At 42.8% G+C, this 18,123-nt stretch carries 14 protein-coding genes and 1 pseudogene; 6 read left to right on the top strand and 9 right to left on the bottom strand.

The genetic code is table 11. From position 1 onward, the window contains the following. Positions 1–301: 301 nt before the first annotated feature. The gene (locus VB714_RS24475; protein WP_323227553.1) at positions 302–982 is read left to right on the top strand and encodes a GerMN domain-containing protein; all 681 of its coding nucleotides are present in this window, start codon (positions 302–304) and stop codon (positions 980–982) included. Between the two features lie 81 nt (positions 983–1,063). Here VB714_RS24475 and VB714_RS24470 read toward each other — a convergent pair whose 3' ends face one another. Continuing rightward, positions 1,064–2,986 carry a phosphate ABC transporter substrate-binding protein PstS family protein gene (locus VB714_RS24470; protein WP_323227551.1) on the bottom strand — a complete coding sequence of 641 codons (1,923 nt, stop codon included), beginning with the start codon at positions 2,984–2,986 and terminating at the stop codon, positions 1,064–1,066. A 154-nt stretch (positions 2,987–3,140) separates the two neighbouring features. Here VB714_RS24470 and VB714_RS24465 point away from each other — a divergent pair, with 154 nt between their 5' ends. Further along, positions 3,141–7,019, top strand: coding sequence for a tetratricopeptide repeat protein (locus tag VB714_RS24465; protein WP_323227550.1), 3,879 nt, complete (start codon positions 3,141–3,143; stop codon positions 7,017–7,019). A 40-nt stretch (positions 7,020–7,059) separates the two neighbouring features. Here VB714_RS24465 and VB714_RS24460 read toward each other — a convergent pair whose 3' ends face one another. Both VB714_RS24460 and crcB read right to left on the bottom strand, forming a co-directional pair. After that, positions 7,060–7,992, bottom strand: a complete 933-nt coding sequence (locus VB714_RS24460; protein ID WP_323227549.1) for an NAD-dependent epimerase/dehydratase family protein — start codon at positions 7,990–7,992, stop codon at positions 7,060–7,062. 242 nt (positions 7,993–8,234) lie between these two features. Then, entirely contained in the window at positions 8,235–8,603 is a 369-nt protein-coding gene (crcB, locus tag VB714_RS24455) for a fluoride efflux transporter CrcB (RefSeq protein WP_323227547.1), read from the bottom strand. A 98-nt stretch (positions 8,604–8,701) separates the two neighbouring features. Here crcB and VB714_RS24450 point away from each other — a divergent pair. Continuing rightward, positions 8,702–8,983 (top strand): annotated as a pseudogene (locus VB714_RS24450) (IS4 family transposase); the annotation flags it as partial. A 7-nt stretch (positions 8,984–8,990) separates the two neighbouring features. Here the strand turns inward: VB714_RS24450 and VB714_RS24445 are convergent. Further along, on the bottom strand, positions 8,991–9,290 hold the full coding sequence (locus tag VB714_RS24445; protein WP_323227546.1) for a hypothetical protein: 300 nt from the start codon (positions 9,288–9,290) through the stop codon (positions 8,991–8,993). A gap of 8 nt (positions 9,291–9,298) precedes the next feature. Between VB714_RS24445 and VB714_RS24440 the strand changes: the two genes are divergently transcribed. Next, positions 9,299–11,530, top strand: a complete 2,232-nt coding sequence (locus VB714_RS24440) for a GAF domain-containing protein (protein WP_323227544.1) — start codon at positions 9,299–9,301, stop codon at positions 11,528–11,530. 23 nt (positions 11,531–11,553) lie between these two features. Further along, a complete protein-coding gene (locus tag VB714_RS24435; protein WP_323227543.1) occupies positions 11,554–12,690 on the top strand; it encodes an agmatine deiminase family protein in 1,137 nt (378 codons plus the stop codon). Positions 12,691–12,736: 46 nt separating this feature from the next. Here VB714_RS24435 and VB714_RS24430 read toward each other — a convergent pair whose 3' ends face one another. The 5 genes from VB714_RS24430 to VB714_RS24410 all read right to left on the bottom strand — a co-directional run bounded on the left by VB714_RS24430 (position 12,737) and on the right by VB714_RS24410 (position 17,372). Then, positions 12,737–13,042 carry a hypothetical protein gene (locus VB714_RS24430; protein ID WP_323227542.1) on the bottom strand — a complete coding sequence of 102 codons (306 nt, stop codon included), beginning with the start codon at positions 13,040–13,042 and terminating at the stop codon, positions 12,737–12,739. Positions 13,043–13,201: 159 nt separating this feature from the next. Further along, a complete protein-coding gene (locus tag VB714_RS24425; protein WP_323227540.1) occupies positions 13,202–13,795 on the bottom strand; it encodes a DUF3177 family protein in 594 nt (197 codons plus the stop codon). A gap of 93 nt (positions 13,796–13,888) precedes the next feature. Then, the gene (locus VB714_RS24420; RefSeq protein WP_323227539.1) at positions 13,889–14,527 is read right to left on the bottom strand and encodes a cofactor assembly of complex C subunit B; all 639 of its coding nucleotides are present in this window, start codon (positions 14,525–14,527) and stop codon (positions 13,889–13,891) included. Between the two features lie 90 nt (positions 14,528–14,617). Next, positions 14,618–16,900 carry a substrate-binding domain-containing protein gene (locus VB714_RS24415; protein WP_323227538.1) on the bottom strand — a complete coding sequence of 761 codons (2,283 nt, stop codon included), beginning with the start codon at positions 16,898–16,900 and terminating at the stop codon, positions 14,618–14,620. Between the two features lie 88 nt (positions 16,901–16,988). Beyond that, entirely contained in the window at positions 16,989–17,372 is a 384-nt protein-coding gene (locus VB714_RS24410; RefSeq protein ID WP_323227537.1) for a hypothetical protein, read from the bottom strand. Between the two features lie 330 nt (positions 17,373–17,702). On the opposite strand from VB714_RS24410, the gene VB714_RS24405 reads away from it, so the two are divergent. Further along, the coding region (locus VB714_RS24405) for an NYN domain-containing protein (RefSeq protein ID WP_323227536.1) at positions 17,703–18,123 on the top strand (421 nt) is incomplete at its 3' end.

The raw sequence follows: 18,123 nt of genomic DNA, 5'->3' as shown, positions 1-18,123 counted from the left end.
CAGCAGACAACCAAAAACTTAATTATGTTTCGGCTTCTCCTTCATAAACTATGCCGCCCCTGCTATCAGGTACTTCTTTTTGGTCGGACATTTTATCTGGCGAGAATCACCAATTCTGCCTATCTAGGCACACTTGGGTGCATTGGCTTTTTCAGACTAGCACAATTTCAATTAAACTGACTCCCTTGGGTCGGTTTTATTTGCTGGTCAAAATTCATCTCGCCGTTAGAGCCTGTCGGCTCTAACGGGAGTCCTCTTTTGACATTTAAGATAGAATACGAATTGATAGAAGGAGGATTTCATGCAAAACCAACAACAGCACAACTCAACCCGATTTTCCCTCGCGACTATCGCGATCGCCCTCATTGCCAGCGCGATCGCCTCGGGATGTCAAGGTGACGACACAAAAACGACTTCTTCTCCTCCCGACATCTCTCCAACCCCCACAGAAACAACACAACCTCAAGAAACCCCCACCACAAAAGAACCCGTTGCAAGCGCCCCAAATAAGCCACAGGCTCAAGAAGATGCCAAAGAACAAACCAAAGAACAAACCATAGAAATTTATTGGTTTGATGCCCAAAACAGCGATATTGAAATGGTTTCTAGCACCGTCGATATTGAAGTTAAGACTGACAGTGCGCCGGAAGCCATTCTTGAAAATGCCATGCAGCAATTGCTTGCAGGTCCCCAAAGCGATCGCCACGCTACGACCATCCCAGAAGGCACAAAATTGCGAAGTGTCGTACTAAAATCCGATGGAATTCACGTCAATCTCTCCGAAGAATTTTCCTTTGGAGGAGGTACTGCGTCCATGACCGGACGAGTAGCTCAAATCCTTTACACAGCAACCAGTTTAAATCCTGATGGCAAAGTCTGGCTAGAAATTGAAGGAGAACCCATAGAAGTCTTGGGAGGAGAAGGTCTTTTACTCGATCAGCCCTTAACCCGCCAAAGTTTTGAAGCTGACTTCGATCTTTAACGAGTTTTTAGCAGAGATAGGGACATCAACAGCCCTATCTCTCTAATCCTTGAATTGGTTGGGGAACGTTCAATCTCTCATTTAACTATCATTTTCCTTGCCTTCGGGAACCTCCGTCGTGCGAGCCCCCAGTAACTTATCAGATAAATTAACTCCGACGGTCGAACCCCCAGCAAATAAAGTTCCCGTTACGCCATTACTTAAGCGCGTGCGGACTCGTTCCAATAAATCTCCCGAAACCGGAACATAACCGAATTTGGCGATCGCCGATTGATTTTCCGGATTGATGAGAAACTTAGCAAATTCCTTCACGGCTGGATTTTTCTCTAGTGCTTCCTCGCTCACATAGAAAAATAACGGGCGAGAGAGAGGGCTATAAGTTCCATTGTCAATGGTTTTTCGACTCGGCTCAACGCACTTACCTGCCTCATTTTCAACTGCGATAATCTTAAGTACATCTTTATTCTCCTCATAAGTCGATATCCCTAAAATCCCCAATCCTCCCTCTTCTGCGGTGGTGCTTTGTACAATGAGAGCCTCATCTTCTTGAGCATTATAATCGACGCGCCCTTCTACACCCTCACCATTGCCCAAAATCGCTTCGAGAAAATATTCCGATGTTCCCGAGTCCGAGGGAGGTGCGGAAAGCACGAGAGGAGAATCGGAAAACTCCTTCCGAATATCCTGCCAATTCTCAATCTTTCCGGATGCTTCCGTTGACCAGATTTTTTTCAATTCCTCTCGCTTGAGACAAGTCGCCCAGGTGTTCTTCGGATTAGCAACAACAGCGATCGCATCAAAAGCAAAAGGCATTTCGAGATAGCGGTGTCGTTCCTTGCGACAGAGTTTCATCTCATCTTTATTGATGGGTCGTGCAGAATGAACAATATCGATTTCTCCTGCACAAAATTGCTCAAATCCCTGGGTGACTCCCGTACCGCCCACACCGACTCGCACTCCTTTATTCGCCTCTTCAAAAGTTTCCGAGAGAGCTAAAGTAACGGGCAAAATTGAACTAGACCCATCGGCGATCGCCAAATAACCGCTTAAAAATGATTCTTCTTCTTCTTTCTTTTCATCTTTTTTAGGTTGAGCTGCGATGACTGATTTTGCCAGTTCCATGCGTTCTTTAACGTAATCTGTGGGGGGGATTTTCCACTCTTCTTCCTTTTTAACAATAAATCCCTCCGCTTCCATTTGAATAATGGCTAAATTAACCGCCTCGAGTAACGATTCACTGTCTGGACCGCGACGCATTCCCATGCCCCAAGGAGTGGGAAAAAGGGTCGGCAATGGGCTATTGTTGTAGTCCGACCAATCTGAGTTTCTTACCAGACCAGCAATAGCGGCTTCCTCCATTGCTCCCCCAACGCATTTTTTGTCTTTGAGGGCAGATAACATCCCTTCGGAGTTCTCAACTTCGAGGATGACCATCCCTAGTTTTTCTAATTCTCCTGCATATACAGATGTCCCCAACGTACAGACTGTTTTCTCCTTCAGATCGCTCCAGGCTTTAATCTCGCTGCTATATTTGGGGATGAGCAACCCTACTCCCGAGGAATAATAAGCCTCACTAAACGCAATTTGCTGCTTGCGTTCCTCGGTTTGGCTCAAGCTGGTAATGAGGATATCAACTTCACCCGCATCGAGTTTTTCAATAAGTTCTTCCATTTTTAAGGGAACGAACTCAATCAGTGCTTCTTCACCAATTAATTCTAGGGCGAGGTAACGGGCAATATCGACTTCCAATCCCGCATACTTGCTGTCTTCTCCTTCTCCTTCGGCAAAACTAAAGGGGGGATAATCATCACTAATACCGACAATGATTTTGCTTTCTTCTTTAATGCGATCTAAGGTACTTTTGACTTCTGTGGCTCCTTCTTCCGTAGTGACCTCCCCTTGAACGGGGTTGCCGGATTGGGTTTTCGGTTTTCCACAAGCTGTAAAACTGGCGATCGCCGCCATGAGAACGATCGCTTTGAAAAGTTTAGGAATCATCATCATAAAAATATCTCCAGAGCAAGTAACAATGTCAAATCCCGATCGCGGGAAAAGGAAAAATTTAGCAAGGGTTAAGTTTTTTAGCTAAGACAGATGGTAAAACAGATCGTAAAATGAAAAAGCAACTTGTTTGCTCGACCCACTGAAACTTCCGCTCATGAATGTCTTTCAACGGTTATTTGGCGATCGCCCCAATAGTCAGCTTCCTTTATTATTACCCCAAACCCCTCAGATTGCCAGTAAAGCAAAATCTTGGTACGACTGGGGCAATACTCTCTACCGTTTGGGACATTGGGAAAGGGCGATCGCCAGTTACGATCGCTCTCTTGCGGTGCAGCCCGATTATGGTACAGCCTGGCAGGAGAAGGGTTTAGCCTTGGCACAATTAGAGCGTTACGACGAGGCGATCGCCGCTTGGGACAAAGCCAATCAATTTCAGGCAAACTCTCCCCAAGCATGGTACGAACGAGGAGAGGTTTTAGCCCAGGCTAACCGCAGCGAAGAAGCCTTAGAAAGCTACGACAAAGCCCTAGAAATGCGCCCTGGAGATGAGATGGGATGGTTGCGAAAGGGGGATTTACTCTGTCAGCTTCAGCGCTACGAAGAAGCCTTGGAGAGTTACGACAAAGCCCTGGAAATTAAGGACGATTGGCCAATGGGTTGGAGCAAGCGGGGAGTTGTTTTGCTTCACTTGAACCGCACAGAAGAAGCCTTAAAAAGCTACGATCGCGTCATCGCTGTTGATGAAAGCGCACCGGAAAGTTGGCGCAACCGAGGTTGGTTGCTCTCCCAAATGGGACGTTATCAGGAGGCTCTACAAAGTTACGATCGCGCCCTCGATCTCCAGCAAAATTCTTCTTCTCTCTGGCACGATCGCGGACAAGTTCTTTCTTTGATGCAGCGTTATGGGGAGGCGATCGCGGCTTACGATCGCGCTTTGAGTTTACAACCCCAAAATGACCAAAGTTTGCTCAAAAAAGGCGATGCACTGGTGAAGGTGAAGCGCTACAAGGAGGCGATCGCCATTTACGACGGTCTTCTCGACTTCAAACCCGATAAGGAGGAAGCATGGGGAGGAAAAGGAACTGCCCTGAATGGATTAGAAAAATACGACGAGGCGATCGCCGCTTGCGATCGGGCCTTAAGTTTAAATCCCCAAGATTGGGAAATTTGGTTGCAACGCAGTAATGCAGCCTTTCATTCCTCTCGAGAGGTCCCCGATTTACCCGTGGAGATCGCCCCCTACCCCACCCATCCCGACCTGCACAAACCGGGGTATCCAGGCGCTATGGCTGCCCTAGAAGAAGGCTTAAAACACTGCGATCGCGCTGAATGTCCCGAAGGTTGGGGGGAACTGCAACGGGCGATCGGGCATCTCCATATCGAACGAGGCAATCAAACCGACGACCCTTTGGCAGACTGGTGTAATGCGATTCTTCGCTACAATGATGCCCTCACGGTTCTCACCCCAGAGACATTTCCCGAAGCTCATCATGGGACTCTCAAGGATTTTATCGAAGTCTGTCGCGCCCTCAGCGAAAGTGATGCCGCTAAGAAATTATTAGGAGACAATGCCAATTTACTCGATCGCTTACTGGATGCGGTCCCTTTGGGGGAACAAACCAGCGCCCTTTCCCAGCAACTGGCGATGGCGGTGCAAGGGCAGTTTAGTGAAGAAGAAGAAGTAGGAAGAAGCAAAATTCTAGAAAAGCGCGATCGCGTCCATCTCGAACCAGAAGAGAGGGATACTGAAATTAGCGATCCTGAAGTTAGGGATACTGAAGTTAGGGATACTGAAATTAGCGACACTGAAATTAGCGACACAGAAGTTAGCGATACAGAAGTTAGCGATACTAACTTAGCCGAAATTTCACCCATCGATGAAACCCTTGAAGCTCAAATTTTATCCCCCAAAGAATCGCAATTTGACGGGGGGAATAAATATATTTTTTACATTGCCCTGGGACTGGGAACAGTGAGTTTGTGTTTGGGAATTGTCAGCAGTCTCTTATTTTGGAGCGAACGTCGGGATAAACTCAACGAAGGGCAACTCAATGCCAAGCGAGAGGCACTCTGGGCCTCTTTTGAAATCGAACAAGAATTGCGTCTCGCCCAAAAAAATGCCCTCGATCTGTCGAATTTATTCTCTTCAGGTCAACTTGGAGATGCTAAAATTCCGGAACTTTTACAACAGGACTTGAAAAAAATTCCCAATCTTGCCCGTTTAGGGGTAGCTTATCAACCTTTTGCCTATTCTCCCGATCTCCGGCTCCATGCTCCAATAGCGATACATATTGAAGATGAGGTGAAGTTTCTGGAGGGGGAAAAATTAGATTTTAACTATATTCTCCCGCAATATCCGTGGTATCGAGAAACTCTTAATGAAGGACACAATTGGGGGGAGCCTTATGCAGGTCCAGAAGAAACACCTTTAAGCGAACTGGCGATCGGATTTTATACGCCTTTCTCGAGAATTGTCGCCGGACAAGCAACACCTCGGGGGGTTATTTTTGCTGAATATTCTCTCAATCAACTTAAGGCCGTTGTTAATAATCTCGATATTGGCAAAACAGGCTATGGTTTTTTGGTCTCGGATAGTGGCGTTTTTCTCTCTCACCCCAATGGGGATCTCATTGATGGAAAAACCAATCTTCTCGATCTGGCTCGCGCTCAAGATAATCCTGAATTTTTAGCTTTAGTTGAAAAAGGATTGAAAGGGGAACAAGTTGAGGGGAATTTTACCGATGAAATTACGGGACAGCGAGCCTGGTTGCTGCTTCAACCTATCTCTTTAAATGGTTGGGCAGTTGGGGTCGTTTTTCTAGAAGAAGAATTACTTCCAGATAGTGACACTGTGCGGAAAAAAACGATTGTTATTGCCTTGGCATTTGCTATTTTCCTGATCTTAGGTTCTGTTGTTTTCTTGCGCGTTGATAAAGGAGAAAAGAAGCATTTATGGGCATCTTCTATTTTTGCAAGTGTGATTTTAATTGCTAAAATTGGCTTGGTTTGGAATTTGGCTTTAGCCAATCGCAACTATGTTTCTTCTCGCAATTTGTTACTCTCCCAAACTGAAGTTACCAAAGCTGTTGCAACACCGATTAAAACGGCGATACAAGCTGGAAAGGATGCCCCAGTGCAGATTCCCACGGGGGTATTTTTACAATCTATTGATTTTACGGGTCCAAATGAGGTGTTTGTTACAGGTTATATTTGGCAAAAGTATGGCAATAATGTCGATCCGGATATAGCGCGAGGTTTCCTTTTACCTGATGCGATCGATTCTAATGATGTTGAAGTACGAGAAGAATATCGTTATCAAGAGGATGACCAAGAGGTAATTGGCTGGTATTTTGAAACCCGTTTGCGCCAGAATTTTCGCTTTGATAGTTATCCTTTTGATAGTAAAGATATTACGGTACGAATTTGGCCGAGTGAGTGGGATAAAACAGTTATTTTTACCCCGGATTTGGACAGCTATGAAGTCATCAATCCGCGATCGAAGCCAGGTTTAGATACAGATTTGGATTTATTGGGCTGGAATATTCAAGATAGTTTCTTTGAGTATCGCCTGCGAACTTATAATGCCAGTTTCGGTTATGATGGGATAAACCTTGGCGCAGGAATTCCAGAACTTTATTTTACAGTAGTCGCGAAACGAGCCTTTATCGGTCCTTTTGTTTCTAAAATTGGTCCCCAATTTGTTGTAATTTCTTTGCTCTTTGCGATGCTGCTTATTTCCGATCGCGATAAGGCAATGGAGATTTTAGCAGCTTGTGCGGGTTTCATTTTCATTGTAATTTTAGATCAGATTTCCATTCGGGAACAAGTCGTTAGTAAAGGATTGCTTTATTTTGAGTATTTTTACTTGATTATCTATCTATTCATTTTCCTTGTTTCCATCAATGCAATTCTCTTGTTGGTGAAACCAGATTTTGCTTTAATTCGCTATCAAGATAACCTGGTCTCGAAGGTATCTTTCTGGCCATCTTTATTGGGTTTATTATTACTGGTGACAATCTTTGTTTTTTATTAAAAACGAGTAGCGACGTTGCAGGCAACGTCGCTACAGGATTTCAGGCTTTTAAAATCTCGTTATCCAGAGAGAAATCAATCTCTTTGTTGTTGCGTCCTGACATTAAATAATCTTTGTTAAAAGAGTCTTTTAAGCCAGCAACAAGATCGAATTCGGGTTGCCAATTTAATTCTGTTTTCGCTTTGTGAATATCAGTAAAGAAATGCTGTACTCGTAAAGGGAAAGCCTTGCGTTTGCCAAAATCAAATTGCTTCGGATCGAAATGAACTAATTTAATTTCATCGGTTGACTTTCCGGCTGCTTCTGTACAAGCTAAAGCTAATCCTTTCAAGGTAATATAGCGATCGCCGGAAATATTATAAATTTGTCCTTTTGCTTTGTCATTGCCTAAAATAGCAGCCATTGCTGTGGCTAAATCTTGGATATGACCCAATTGTGTAATTGCTAAACCATCTCCTGGAATAGGAATGGGTCGATCGCGGACAATGCGATCGAAAAACCACGCTTCAACATCATTATAATTGCCGGGACCATAAATATAAACCGGACGCACAGAAGTCCAAGGGAGTCCTATTTGTTTGAGATAACTTTCTGTTTCATGTTTCCCTTTATGACGACTTTGAGGATCGACGGGATCCCCTTCAATATGAGGCATTTGTTGGGATTTTAAATAGACTCCAGCAGAACTAACATAAACAAAATGCTCGACTTTATCTTTAAATAATTCAACAAGGGGTTGTGTATCGCTTAATTCTCGCCCATTATTATCAAAAATAGCATCAAAATGCTCATTTTTGAGTTTATTTTTTAGCTCATCGGTGTTTTGGCGATCGCCGTGAATTTGTGTAATTCCTTCTACTGGTGCAGGTTTATTGCCTCGGTTGAATAACACGACTTCATGGCCGCGATCGACCAGAATTTTTGTTAAAGCTACGCCAATAAAACGAGTTCCACCCATGATTAAAATTCGCATTTTCTCTCCTTTTTTTAGTTGTACAGCTACTATTAACTCAACTTGCTAGTTATCGAAACGTATCCTATTTGTAACTAGCAACTCAGGTTATTACTATCTATTACCCATTAAAGCAGAGATCGACATCAGTACCGAAAGTTCGATCGCGATCGCCATATTGGGTGCATCTCAAAGTTGTCAATCTATGATAGCGATCGGCATCTATTTAAGAGTTTAGTGGTAATAGAGAACCAATTTATCCTTCATTTTTTGGCTAATTCCAATCCCAATAATGTTGCCATCAAGCCCATAAAAACACTTAATGTTAAATATAATATCAGATCGAAGTAGGCTTTTTCTTTGTAAGAGAGACTTTGCTCATAAATAAAAGAAGAAAAGGTAGTAAAACCCCCACAAAAACCCGTTAAAAATAATAAACTCCAACCCTGAGATAAGCGATAACGTTCAATGATTCCTACAAAAAAACCAATTAAAAAACAGCCTATAATATTAACAGCAAATGTTCCTAGAGGCAAATTACTTTGCCAGCGATCGCCGATCCAAGTTCCAATCAGATATCGACTGATACTTCCCAGTCCACCAGAAAAGAAAATAATCAGAAGGTTTTGCATTGAATGACCTCAGAAGTGCTGAATGATAGAAAATACTTGAGCAAAAAGCCTCTAATTTGATAAAATAGAAGCTAAATAATTTTTAAAGAGCTAACAGAATGATATCAAATTTCCCCAAAATTATCAAAGAAAGTCTGAGTCACTTTCCTCAAGACGATTATCCAGTGCTAGATAGCTTTTTGTTCGTCTCAATCTGGCTAGGTTTTGTACTCGATCAAAGTCAAACCAGTATGAGAAGTATGTTTAAGAGATTGAATATTAGAGACATAAAAGTAGACATATCAACATTGTCTAAAGCCAGCAAACAAAGAGATTCAATAATATTTTGGAATCTCTTTGTTGAATTACGAAGGAAATTAAAGAAAGCGAAAAGACGAAAAAGCTCTTTCAGAGGTTATGATTAATTGCAGCAGTGAACTCAAGATCGAAATAATTAAGGGATTGTAACTTGTCTCCTATAGATTCGCCAATACAGTAGGAATTGTCAACGCGATCGCCAAAAAGAACAACTTTAACTGCGATCGAGGAAATTTTCCGGACGACATCCACAAAGAGATTTACAATGTCGGTGTAAGGGTCTGGGGAAAATTCTTCCCCACGCGATCGCCTGCGAGTTGATATCGGGACATTGCTTGCAATATGCTCGACATCATAGCCAAAATCAGTCCCTATTGCATCATCATCCAAGTTGCATCATGACCTCAAATTCATTTTCCTCCCCCACCCAAGATGCCGGCATTCCCCTGACTCCCGAAATGCTGGAAGGATCCCACAACTACAAAAAAATGTTGGGACTGGTTTTGGAATGGACGGGAAAAGAGCCTTTTCTCACGCAAATTCTCTTCAAAATGGTCTTGGGGGGAGACGAAGCACCGATTTTTGGGGAAGAAGAAGAGTGGGTTAACACAAAAGTTCGAGGGCAAATCCTCAAAAATTGGGATAAAAATCCTCACCTTAAGCCCTTATGGAATATTCGCGATCGCATTCTTAAAAGTAAAGATAAAAAAAATAGCATCAAGCTCCTCAAATTCTATCGTGAAATTGTTAAAAATGAATCGGTTTTTGCTGATAATAGTGCAGAGCAAAAAGAACTACGTTTATTGGGTTTAATTGTTCAACAAAGAGGGCGATTAAAAGTTCATAATAAAATCTATGAGGAAGTTTTTGATTTAGACTGGATCGATCGAGCAATTGCTAAATTAGAAGCCAATCTCGAACCCGATGATGATGAATTTCTCCACGCATTTAGCGAACTCGAACGCAAATTACTTCAGAAGCAAGGGGAAATTCTGATTAAAATTGAAAGTGGCGATGCCGACGAACAAACCGTTGGTCAACCGCTTTATGAAACCTTACGAGACTTAACCGGAAAAGTTGGCGAATTAGTGGGGGCAGATCGCACCAGTATTTTCCTCCTTAATGATGAGAAAACCGAGCTTTGGTCTTTGGTTGCTGAAGATGAAAGCGGACAGTTTCTCGATATTCACGTCCGCGTCGGGCAAGGGATTGCCGGATTGGTGGCGAAAAATAAACAGGTCATTCATATTGCTGATAATGTTTACGAAGACCCGCGATCGCGCTTAGTTAAAGAATCTGATAAAAAGTTTAATTATCAAACTAAAAATATTCTTGCTTTTCCAATTTTAAACGACGATCTAGACATTGTAGCCGTCGTTCAACTCCTCAATAAAATTGTTAAAAAACAAGGCGATCCTATCGGATTTACTCATCAAGATTTAGAACGCCTGGCAAAATGCGTTATTCCCATTCGCGGTATTTTAGAAACCTGTCAATCCTGTTATGAGGGCATTAAAAAGGCTCAAGCAACGGCAGCTTTAGCCAAAGCAACGCGATCGCTCAATCAGGTGAATCTCGATACAGAAATGATTTTAGAGCGGGTTATGGGAGCCGCGAAAGAGCTACTGAATGCCGATCGCGCCACCTTATGGTTAGTAGATGGAAGGCGGGGAGATCTCTGGACAAGAATACCAGGAAAAGGAGAAATTCGCTGTCCGATTGGGGTTGGTTTTGCAGGTCAAGTTGCACACAGTCGCACAACGATGGCTATTCCTTTCGATCTTTACGAAGATCCTAATGCAGAGAATGCCAAGAAAACCGATGCCCAGACTCTCTATCGTACTTGTAGTTTGCTCTGTATGCCCGTTCTCGCCCCTGATGGTGAATTGGTGGGAGTTTCTCAATTAGTTAATAAAAGAAAGTCTGGAATGGAGGGAGAATACGATCCCAATAGTTATCCCGCAGTTCCAGATTTTTTTAAGGCGAGTTTCGATAAAAACGATCTCCAATCAATGGAAGTTTTTAACGAACGAGTGGGGGCAATTCTTCAGTTTGCCAAGACCCATGAAACTCTCAAAGAATCCAGTCATGTCGAACCGAAAGAAGCTGTACAACAAACGCTTTCTTTGTTTAGTAATCTTTTTGAAGAACAGCAAGATAGTCGCTATAATACTCTTTATTCTTTGCTTAATTCCTTAACAGTTTCGATGGGAAAATTTGTCAGTGCAGAATACAGTCATATTTTCTTCGTTGATGCCGACAAAAAAGAGGTTTGGTCTCTCGCATTCGATCCCAAAAATGCCTGTGCTAAAGAATTTTGTCTTCCCGCCGATCGCGGAATTGCAGCAAAATTATTAACCGATCGCGAAGCAAAGAAAAGTAATAAAGTGAGTCAAATTAAAGATCGTTTTGTTCGAGTGGGTTTGAGAAAAGATCGGGCAGAACAATTACAAAATATCCTTTTATTTCCAGTAATTGACTCAGAAGGGAACTATGTGGCGATTCTTCGTCTCCTCAACAAGCGCCAATCTAAGGCAGGATTTACGACGGAAGATGTTGCCAAGTTAAAACAAAAATCTCCTGATATGCTGCCTATTCTACAAGCATTTCAGTCCTTCCGAGATCAATAAAATAGAAGACGTGAAAAGGCATTATGAAAAGACAATTCTTTCTACAATTAATGGCAACGACTTCAGTATCTCTTGTCTTGGGAAAAAGTTTAGTTAGCTGTTCTGCCGTAAATTCTCAAACCTCTAATAAGATGGACTCTTCTCTGTCCTCCGATTCTTCATTTTTTATGCCAGACGAAGCCGATCGCCATTTGTGTACTTGGATGGCATTTAGCGCTAATGCAGATATTTGGGGGAGAGAATATTTTACTGATGTACAAGATAATCTAGCTAAAATTGCTCGCGCGATCGCCAATTATGAACCCGTTAAAATGTTAGTTCGTCAAGAAGATTACGATATAGCCAGGGCAAAATGTGGCTCTAAAGTTGAATTAATTATTGCTTCTTTTGACGACTTGTGGATGCGAGATACAGGTCCCGTTTTTGTGGTCAATGAGGAAGGAGAGAAAGCAGCCATTGATTTTAATTTTAATGGTTGGGGAAACAAGCAAGATCACGATCGCGATGCTGAAGTTGCACAGTTTGTTGCCCAAAAGTCTGGAGTTCCATTAATTAACACAAAACTGGTCTTTGAAGGTGGAGGCGTTGAAGTAGATGGTCGCGGTACGGCGATCGTGACAGAAAGCTGTATTATTAATGATAATCGCAATCCAGGTTGGACAAAAGCCGATTGTGAAGAAGAATTAAAAGCTCTATTGGGATTGCGTAAAATTATCTGGTTGCCTGGCATTAAAGGTGCAGATATTACCGATGGACATACAGATTTTTATGCCCGTTTTACCAGTCCAGGGGTTGTTGTGGTTGGATACGATCCCGATCGCCAATCTTTTGACCATGAAGTGACAAAAAAACATATTGAAATTCTGCGATCGCAGACAGATGCAGAGGGGAATAAACTCGAAGTCGTTATCCTCGAAGGTCCGACAAAGATACGATCGGGATACGATTGGGATGATTTTGCGGCGGGATATATTAACTTTTATGTTATTAATGGTGCCGTAATTGCACCGGAATTCGGCGATCGTAAAGCCGATCGCAAAGCCAAAGAAACTCTGGCACGACTATTCCCCAATCGCGATATCATACAACTGAATATCGATGATATTGCTGCGGGAGGTGGTGGAATTCATTGTACGACCCAGCAAGAACCGTTAGTTTGATTTTTACGCTTTGCCTAAAGAGAATTAGTAAGAAACTCTAAAACATTTACTGAGGCTCTTCCTTCTCGAAATGATGGGATAAATATTCACTAGAGATTTGTTCGGATAAAAATTCATTGGCGAAATAATTAGAGAGTGTTTCAGAAATGAAGTAATTCTCTAAATCTCCATTTTCAATCTCTTCCTTGCCTAGGACAATGGGTAGATTGTTTTCGCAACCCTTATTGTGAGGGCTAAGTAAGCAACTATTTGGATCGGCAATAGATGTAGCTAAAAATTCAACAACAAAGCCAACACTCATTAAACTCATAAATAAAACCCCCGTCATATAAAAAAATGCTTTTTTCTTCATAATTCTTTACTCAAAAAACCCTTTACTCTAACACCCTAACAATTAAATCCCAACAAAAGAGTAAAGACTTGATGAAAAGAGGCAAGCAAAATTAAAGATTGAATGAAGGCGATCGCCCATCAAAATTGCTCATTTTTTATGCAATTTTTCATAAAAAAACTACTTGTCCATTGCCGATCGCCACTGTTTGCCCAAACGAACAACAACAAAGTAAACAAAATAGAGAATATAAGCGGCGAGGCCAATAGCTGCAAGAAAACCGAGAAAACCGGGACGGGAATTAGCATGAATCCAACTTTTGTAGAGAAAGGTCGGTTCAAGCCAAACGCGGCAAAAGGGGGTTTTCAAGGCTGCGGTGGAAAAAGCACAGGAAAGAAAAGGGAGAAAGGCAAGAGTCCCGATAGTACAGTAAACTGTCACCGCCCAGCGCCAAGCCGTTAAGGTTAACTTGAGAGGACTAAAACCGCGATCGTCAATTTCATCATTGATATCGATCCAAAACCACAAAGAAAGGGGAATCAAAATTCTGGCGACAAACCCAGTGATATAGCCAATTGACCAAGACGGAATCATTAAATAGACGGTAATCATCAGCAGACTAGCAACCCGCCAATAAATAACAAGGAGGCGAATCATGGCCTCTTCCTTGCGTATTGCCGCCCAGAGCAGCAAAATCACAGGTAAAATGACGGTAAAGAGGACAGCTAATCGATAGTCCATCCAAATCAGGGGTTTAAACCAAATATCTAACAAAACGATTAATCTCCTCTAATATCTCGGCGATCGCTATTCTTTTTGGGAAACGTTTGCTCAAGTTCTTACTTTATCTGCTTTTAAACCTTCTTGTCACCCCCCCAAGGTTTCCGCCAACTTATCGGCAATCCCCTCAATCCAATTTTCATCTTGTTTGGTATAACTACGAGGAGCATTCGCACCTAAAATTAATACGCCTTCATTACTCAAAGGTTGACAAATTACACCTTGAGTATTCTCTGGTAAATAGTCAAACTCAATTCTGCCTGGATAAACCTTTAAATCGACTAAATACACGGGTTTTTGTGTCTTCAAAACGCGCTTTAAAATTAAGCCAGGATTAATGTCTTGACAATCGGGGAGAATGCCGCGACGCAGTAAAATCTTGCCTTGATAATAGACTAAAATCGATCGCGTTGTTGTATTGGTGAGTAGTAAATGAGAAGCCCATGCCAATTCAATTTTAAGGGCTTCTGGTAATTCCTCGCGCAAATCAAATCGCTCTTCACCGATTAATTGAACAGCCTCGGGGGATCGTGGTTGTACTTGCTGCCAAATTAATCCGACTAAAATTAACAACGCACTCAAAATAATACCCAAAGCATCCGAACGAGATTGAGTTGACGTGAGTTCTACTGTAAGCGATCGGTTGACAACCAGCAAAATCCCTCCCAAACTACCAACAACCAAAGGCAATAAACGTAAAACTCGATTTGGATCTGATTTTGCCATATTTGAGGTTTGCTGAGTTATTTTGTCAAACAGGTAAGAGGCAACAAAAAAGAAAAAAGAAGGGCGCGATCGCACCCTTCTATCTTCTAATTATCGATCCGGCAAAATAGACAAGACAATCTGGCCTACATTGTCATCCTTATAAGTATCGAAGAATAAAGCAGAAAGTTTGACAGTTTCGATTACTTCTAAGGTAATCGTATCGTCATAACCATTCAAAGCTGCCCATGTACATCCCACTTCCAAATTAGTTTTCTTGTTGATAAACTTGCCACCGTAGAACCAGAGTAAAACCCAAGGTTCTCCTGCAAATTTTTGTTGAAAGTCCGGCCAGTAATTAAACAAACCACTTTCAATGCGGATGACATAAACACCAGGATTTAATTCAATAGTATTTGAACCACTTTCTAAGTAAGATAATTGCTGGGTATCTAAGGGATAACAATTGGCTTTACTGTCAACTGTCAATGTTCCGTAACAGTTGCTCGGTAAACTGATGATTGGCAAGTTGACAGGTTCGGGTTTGCTTGCATCCGATCGCCCTTCTTGCGGTTCTTGAGCCTCTTTTGCGGTTGCGGCGATCGCGGCTGCACCTGCACCAATTGCGCCTAAAGCGGCCCCCGCGATCGCGGCGGAAGCTACTGAAGAGGAATCGGATTCCGCTTGTTCTGGAGTAACTTCACTTATCGGAGCGGGTGCTGGGGTTTCCGACGGTACAGGAGACACAGTGGGAGGTGGAACAATCTCCTCTGGAGTGGGTGTTACTTCTGGAGTGACCACAGGAGGAGTAGGAACTACTGGAGGGGGTGCAATCGTTGCTTCTGGAGTGGGTGTTACTTCTGGAGTAACCACAGGAGGAGTAGGAACTACTGGAGGGGGTGCAATCGCTTCTGGAGTGGGTGTTACCTCTGGAGTAACCACAGGAGGAGTAGGAACTACTGGAGGGGGTGCAATCGTTGCTTCTGGAGAAGGAGTTTTCGGAGGAGTTGGCTCGAGTTCTGTTGGGTCTGGTGTTAAGGCGATCGGGGGAGCTTGTTCTGGTAAATCTGCGATCGCGCCTTTGTCAGCAGAAGTCTCCTTTTGTTTATTCAGCCACAACCACAGCAGTCCCAGTACGCCCAAAAAGGCGAAAAACCACCAAAATATCGCCGAATCGTTGTCTTTATTTTCAGTTTGACCTGCTGTTTCCGTTGGACTGGTTTGAGCAAGGGAATTTTCTGCGGACAATTCTGAGGTATTAGCGATCGCCCCTAGATTGTCATTGTCGTTTGTTTCGGGATTTGTCTCGGTCGAGGCAATCTCCTCATTTGTGTTAGTCTCGGGATTTGTCCCGGTCGAGGTAATTCCCTCATTTTTGTTAGTATCAGGATTTGTCTCGGCTGAGGTAATTCCCTCAGTTGTTTTCGTTTCTTCCTCAACTTTCTCTCCTACCGTCTCCGCATCCGACGAGAAGTTAGTTTTATTATTCAACTGGGGCGAACGTGCTAAAAGACCAGCAGAAATCGCCGTTTCCCCCCCTGGTTTTGCAGATTCAACAACTTGCTTTCCGCTAGGAGTATCGATCGAACCCAAAAAGGACTTCACTACCGGGCTAGAATTATCTTTGCGATAAGCGTAGTAACGAGGTTGAGAGAAAGGATAGCGATCATCCGTCACAAAAGCGTTGTGCATCAACAGAATTCGTAATTCTGGACGATTGATGGCTTGATCGGCGATAGTATAACCAATGGTATTCTCATCCAATTCTTCAATTAAAGCAGCCGTACTATCCTGAGCCAGCTTAACGGCATTCTCTCCCGAGTTGAAAGATTCAGCTTCAAATATAGGATAGATGAGAAAGGCTTGACGAGTATCGCTTGTTTCGGGGCGATCGATGAGACGGATTTTGCCGCGATCGCCGCCGATTTCAGACCAGTCCTCAATCTCTCCTCGAAAAATGCGTGCAAATTGTTCGTGAGTCAAACTGCCTTGAAAAGAGTTATCAGCACTGACAACAACAGCAATTTTGCGCCGACTTAAAGGATAAGCAATAAATCCGGCTGCTTTTTCTTCTGCGGTTAGAGGACGACCGATCGCGGCTAAATCTATCGTTCCTTCTCTTAATGCTTGTAGCGCTTCTTCTGTACCTCGATACTGAAGCGTTACTTTTGTATCGGGATATTTCGTTTCTATATATTCTTTTAGCGTTTCATTGACCGTCGCCATACTACTCGACCCGTCAATTCTAACAGTCACTCCCTCGGTAACGCCAGGCACAAGAGATTGCGCCGACACCGAATCGATCGGGAGTGCAATAACTAAAGCGGATGCAGCCGCTAAAGTCAATTGGAACAACAAGAGAGCAATTGAAGTTTTCTTTTTTTGTGGCAACATCGCGATCGTTCAAACCCCTTATTTACATCATTATCAGTTCCTTTTATCGGTTATTTGGTATACCAAATAACCGATAATTTGTCAGAAACTATTCATCTTTTAAGATTGAAAGCGTAACGGCTCCGGTATTATCCTGAGCGTAAGTATCAAAGAATAGTCCGCATAATGTTGTTGTTTCCAATACCTCCAGTGTCACCGTGTCATCAAATCCGTTGAGGGAAGACCAAGTACAACCAACCTCAATATTAGTCTTTTTGTTGATGAATTTACCGCCATAAATCCATAACAATACCCAAGGTTCTCCCGGAAATTCTTGTTTTTCAGACCAATAGTTGAATGCCCCTTGGTTGATCCGGACAACATAAGTACCAGGCTCTAATTTAATTGAATTTGCCGTATTTTGCAGAGCATTTATTTTGTTCTCATCGAGAACATAACAATCTTTTTGGCTATCAATGGTAAGACGAGGCATAGATGACTCCTTAAAATATAAGGGGATAACGATCTTAGGTTAGTTTAGCTCGTTCAGTTGGCACGAGCCAATGTTTCAGCCCACTCAACGTAGAGACAAAAAAACCTACAAATTTCTTTATACAACAGATTGGCGAATTTGCTGGTGAGATGTTTTACCGATAATTTTTTTTGCTGGAGAGACTCATCTCGCGCATCGGTTGACATCTTGCTATCTCCGGGAAATGGTTTTGAGAGATTCCCTATTCCGTTTTTGGGAGCGTCCTTGTTAGTATTAATTGAGATGTAGGAATAATCCTTTGAAACACTATGCTACAAGCATTCAAGAGCCATGCCTTTATCCAAAAAATTTACCATTCTTCTCGTGGATGGCTATAATGCCATCGGAAATTGGTCGGAATTACAGCAAGTGCGCGATCGCGAGAGTTTAGACTCTGCAAGACGGCAACTGATCGAGTCTCTCATTAACTATGCCGCTTGGCAAAGCTGGGAAACATTGATTGTTTTTGATGCTTACTCTCGCGAAGAGCCTAGCTATCGTGAAGAACATACGCAACATCTGTCTTCCTACTATACAGATTTCGCACAAACTGCGGACACTTATATTGAAAAATATTGTGCTTCCTTTTCTCGCAAAGTTGAACGTTTCGATCGCCGCTTAATCGTTGCAACTTCCGATCGCCTTCAACAACAAACCGTGAGAGGGTATGGTGCGGAGTTGATGTCGGCACGAGAACTGGCGATCGCGGTCA

It is taken from the genome of Spirulina sp. 06S082, assembly GCF_034932145.1.
Lineage (GTDB): Bacteria > Cyanobacteriota > Cyanobacteriia > Cyanobacteriales > Spirulinaceae > CCY15215.
Note: the sequence above shows the minus strand (reverse complement) of the source record. Positions and strands in the feature narration are given on the sequence as shown.

What these genes read in the sequence shown, in the direction of transcription:
- VB714_RS24465 (WP_323227550.1), top strand. Translation starts at nt 3,141, where the DNA reads ATGAATGTCTTTCAACGGTTATTTGGCGATCGCCCCAATAGTCAGCTT.
- VB714_RS24475 (WP_323227553.1), top strand. Translation starts at nt 302, where the DNA reads ATGCAAAACCAACAACAGCACAACTCAACCCGATTTTCCCTCGCGACT.
- VB714_RS24435 (WP_323227543.1), top strand. Translation starts at nt 11,554, where the DNA reads ATGAAAAGACAATTCTTTCTACAATTAATGGCAACGACTTCAGTATCT.
- VB714_RS24410 (WP_323227537.1), bottom strand. Translation starts at nt 17,372, where the DNA reads ATGCCTCGTCTTACCATTGATAGCCAAAAAGATTGTTATGTTCTCGAT.
- VB714_RS24470 (WP_323227551.1), bottom strand. Translation starts at nt 2,986, where the DNA reads ATGATGATGATTCCTAAACTTTTCAAAGCGATCGTTCTCATGGCGGCG.
- crcB (WP_323227547.1), bottom strand. Translation starts at nt 8,603, where the DNA reads ATGCAAAACCTTCTGATTATTTTCTTTTCTGGTGGACTGGGAAGTATC.
- VB714_RS24415 (WP_323227538.1), bottom strand. Translation starts at nt 16,900, where the DNA reads ATGTTGCCACAAAAAAAGAAAACTTCAATTGCTCTCTTGTTGTTCCAA.
- VB714_RS24460 (WP_323227549.1), bottom strand. Translation starts at nt 7,992, where the DNA reads ATGCGAATTTTAATCATGGGTGGAACTCGTTTTATTGGCGTAGCTTTA.
- VB714_RS24430 (WP_323227542.1), bottom strand. Translation starts at nt 13,042, where the DNA reads ATGAAGAAAAAAGCATTTTTTTATATGACGGGGGTTTTATTTATGAGT.
- VB714_RS24420 (WP_323227539.1), bottom strand. Translation starts at nt 14,527, where the DNA reads ATGGCAAAATCAGATCCAAATCGAGTTTTACGTTTATTGCCTTTGGTT.
- VB714_RS24440 (WP_323227544.1), top strand. Translation starts at nt 9,299, where the DNA reads ATGACCTCAAATTCATTTTCCTCCCCCACCCAAGATGCCGGCATTCCC.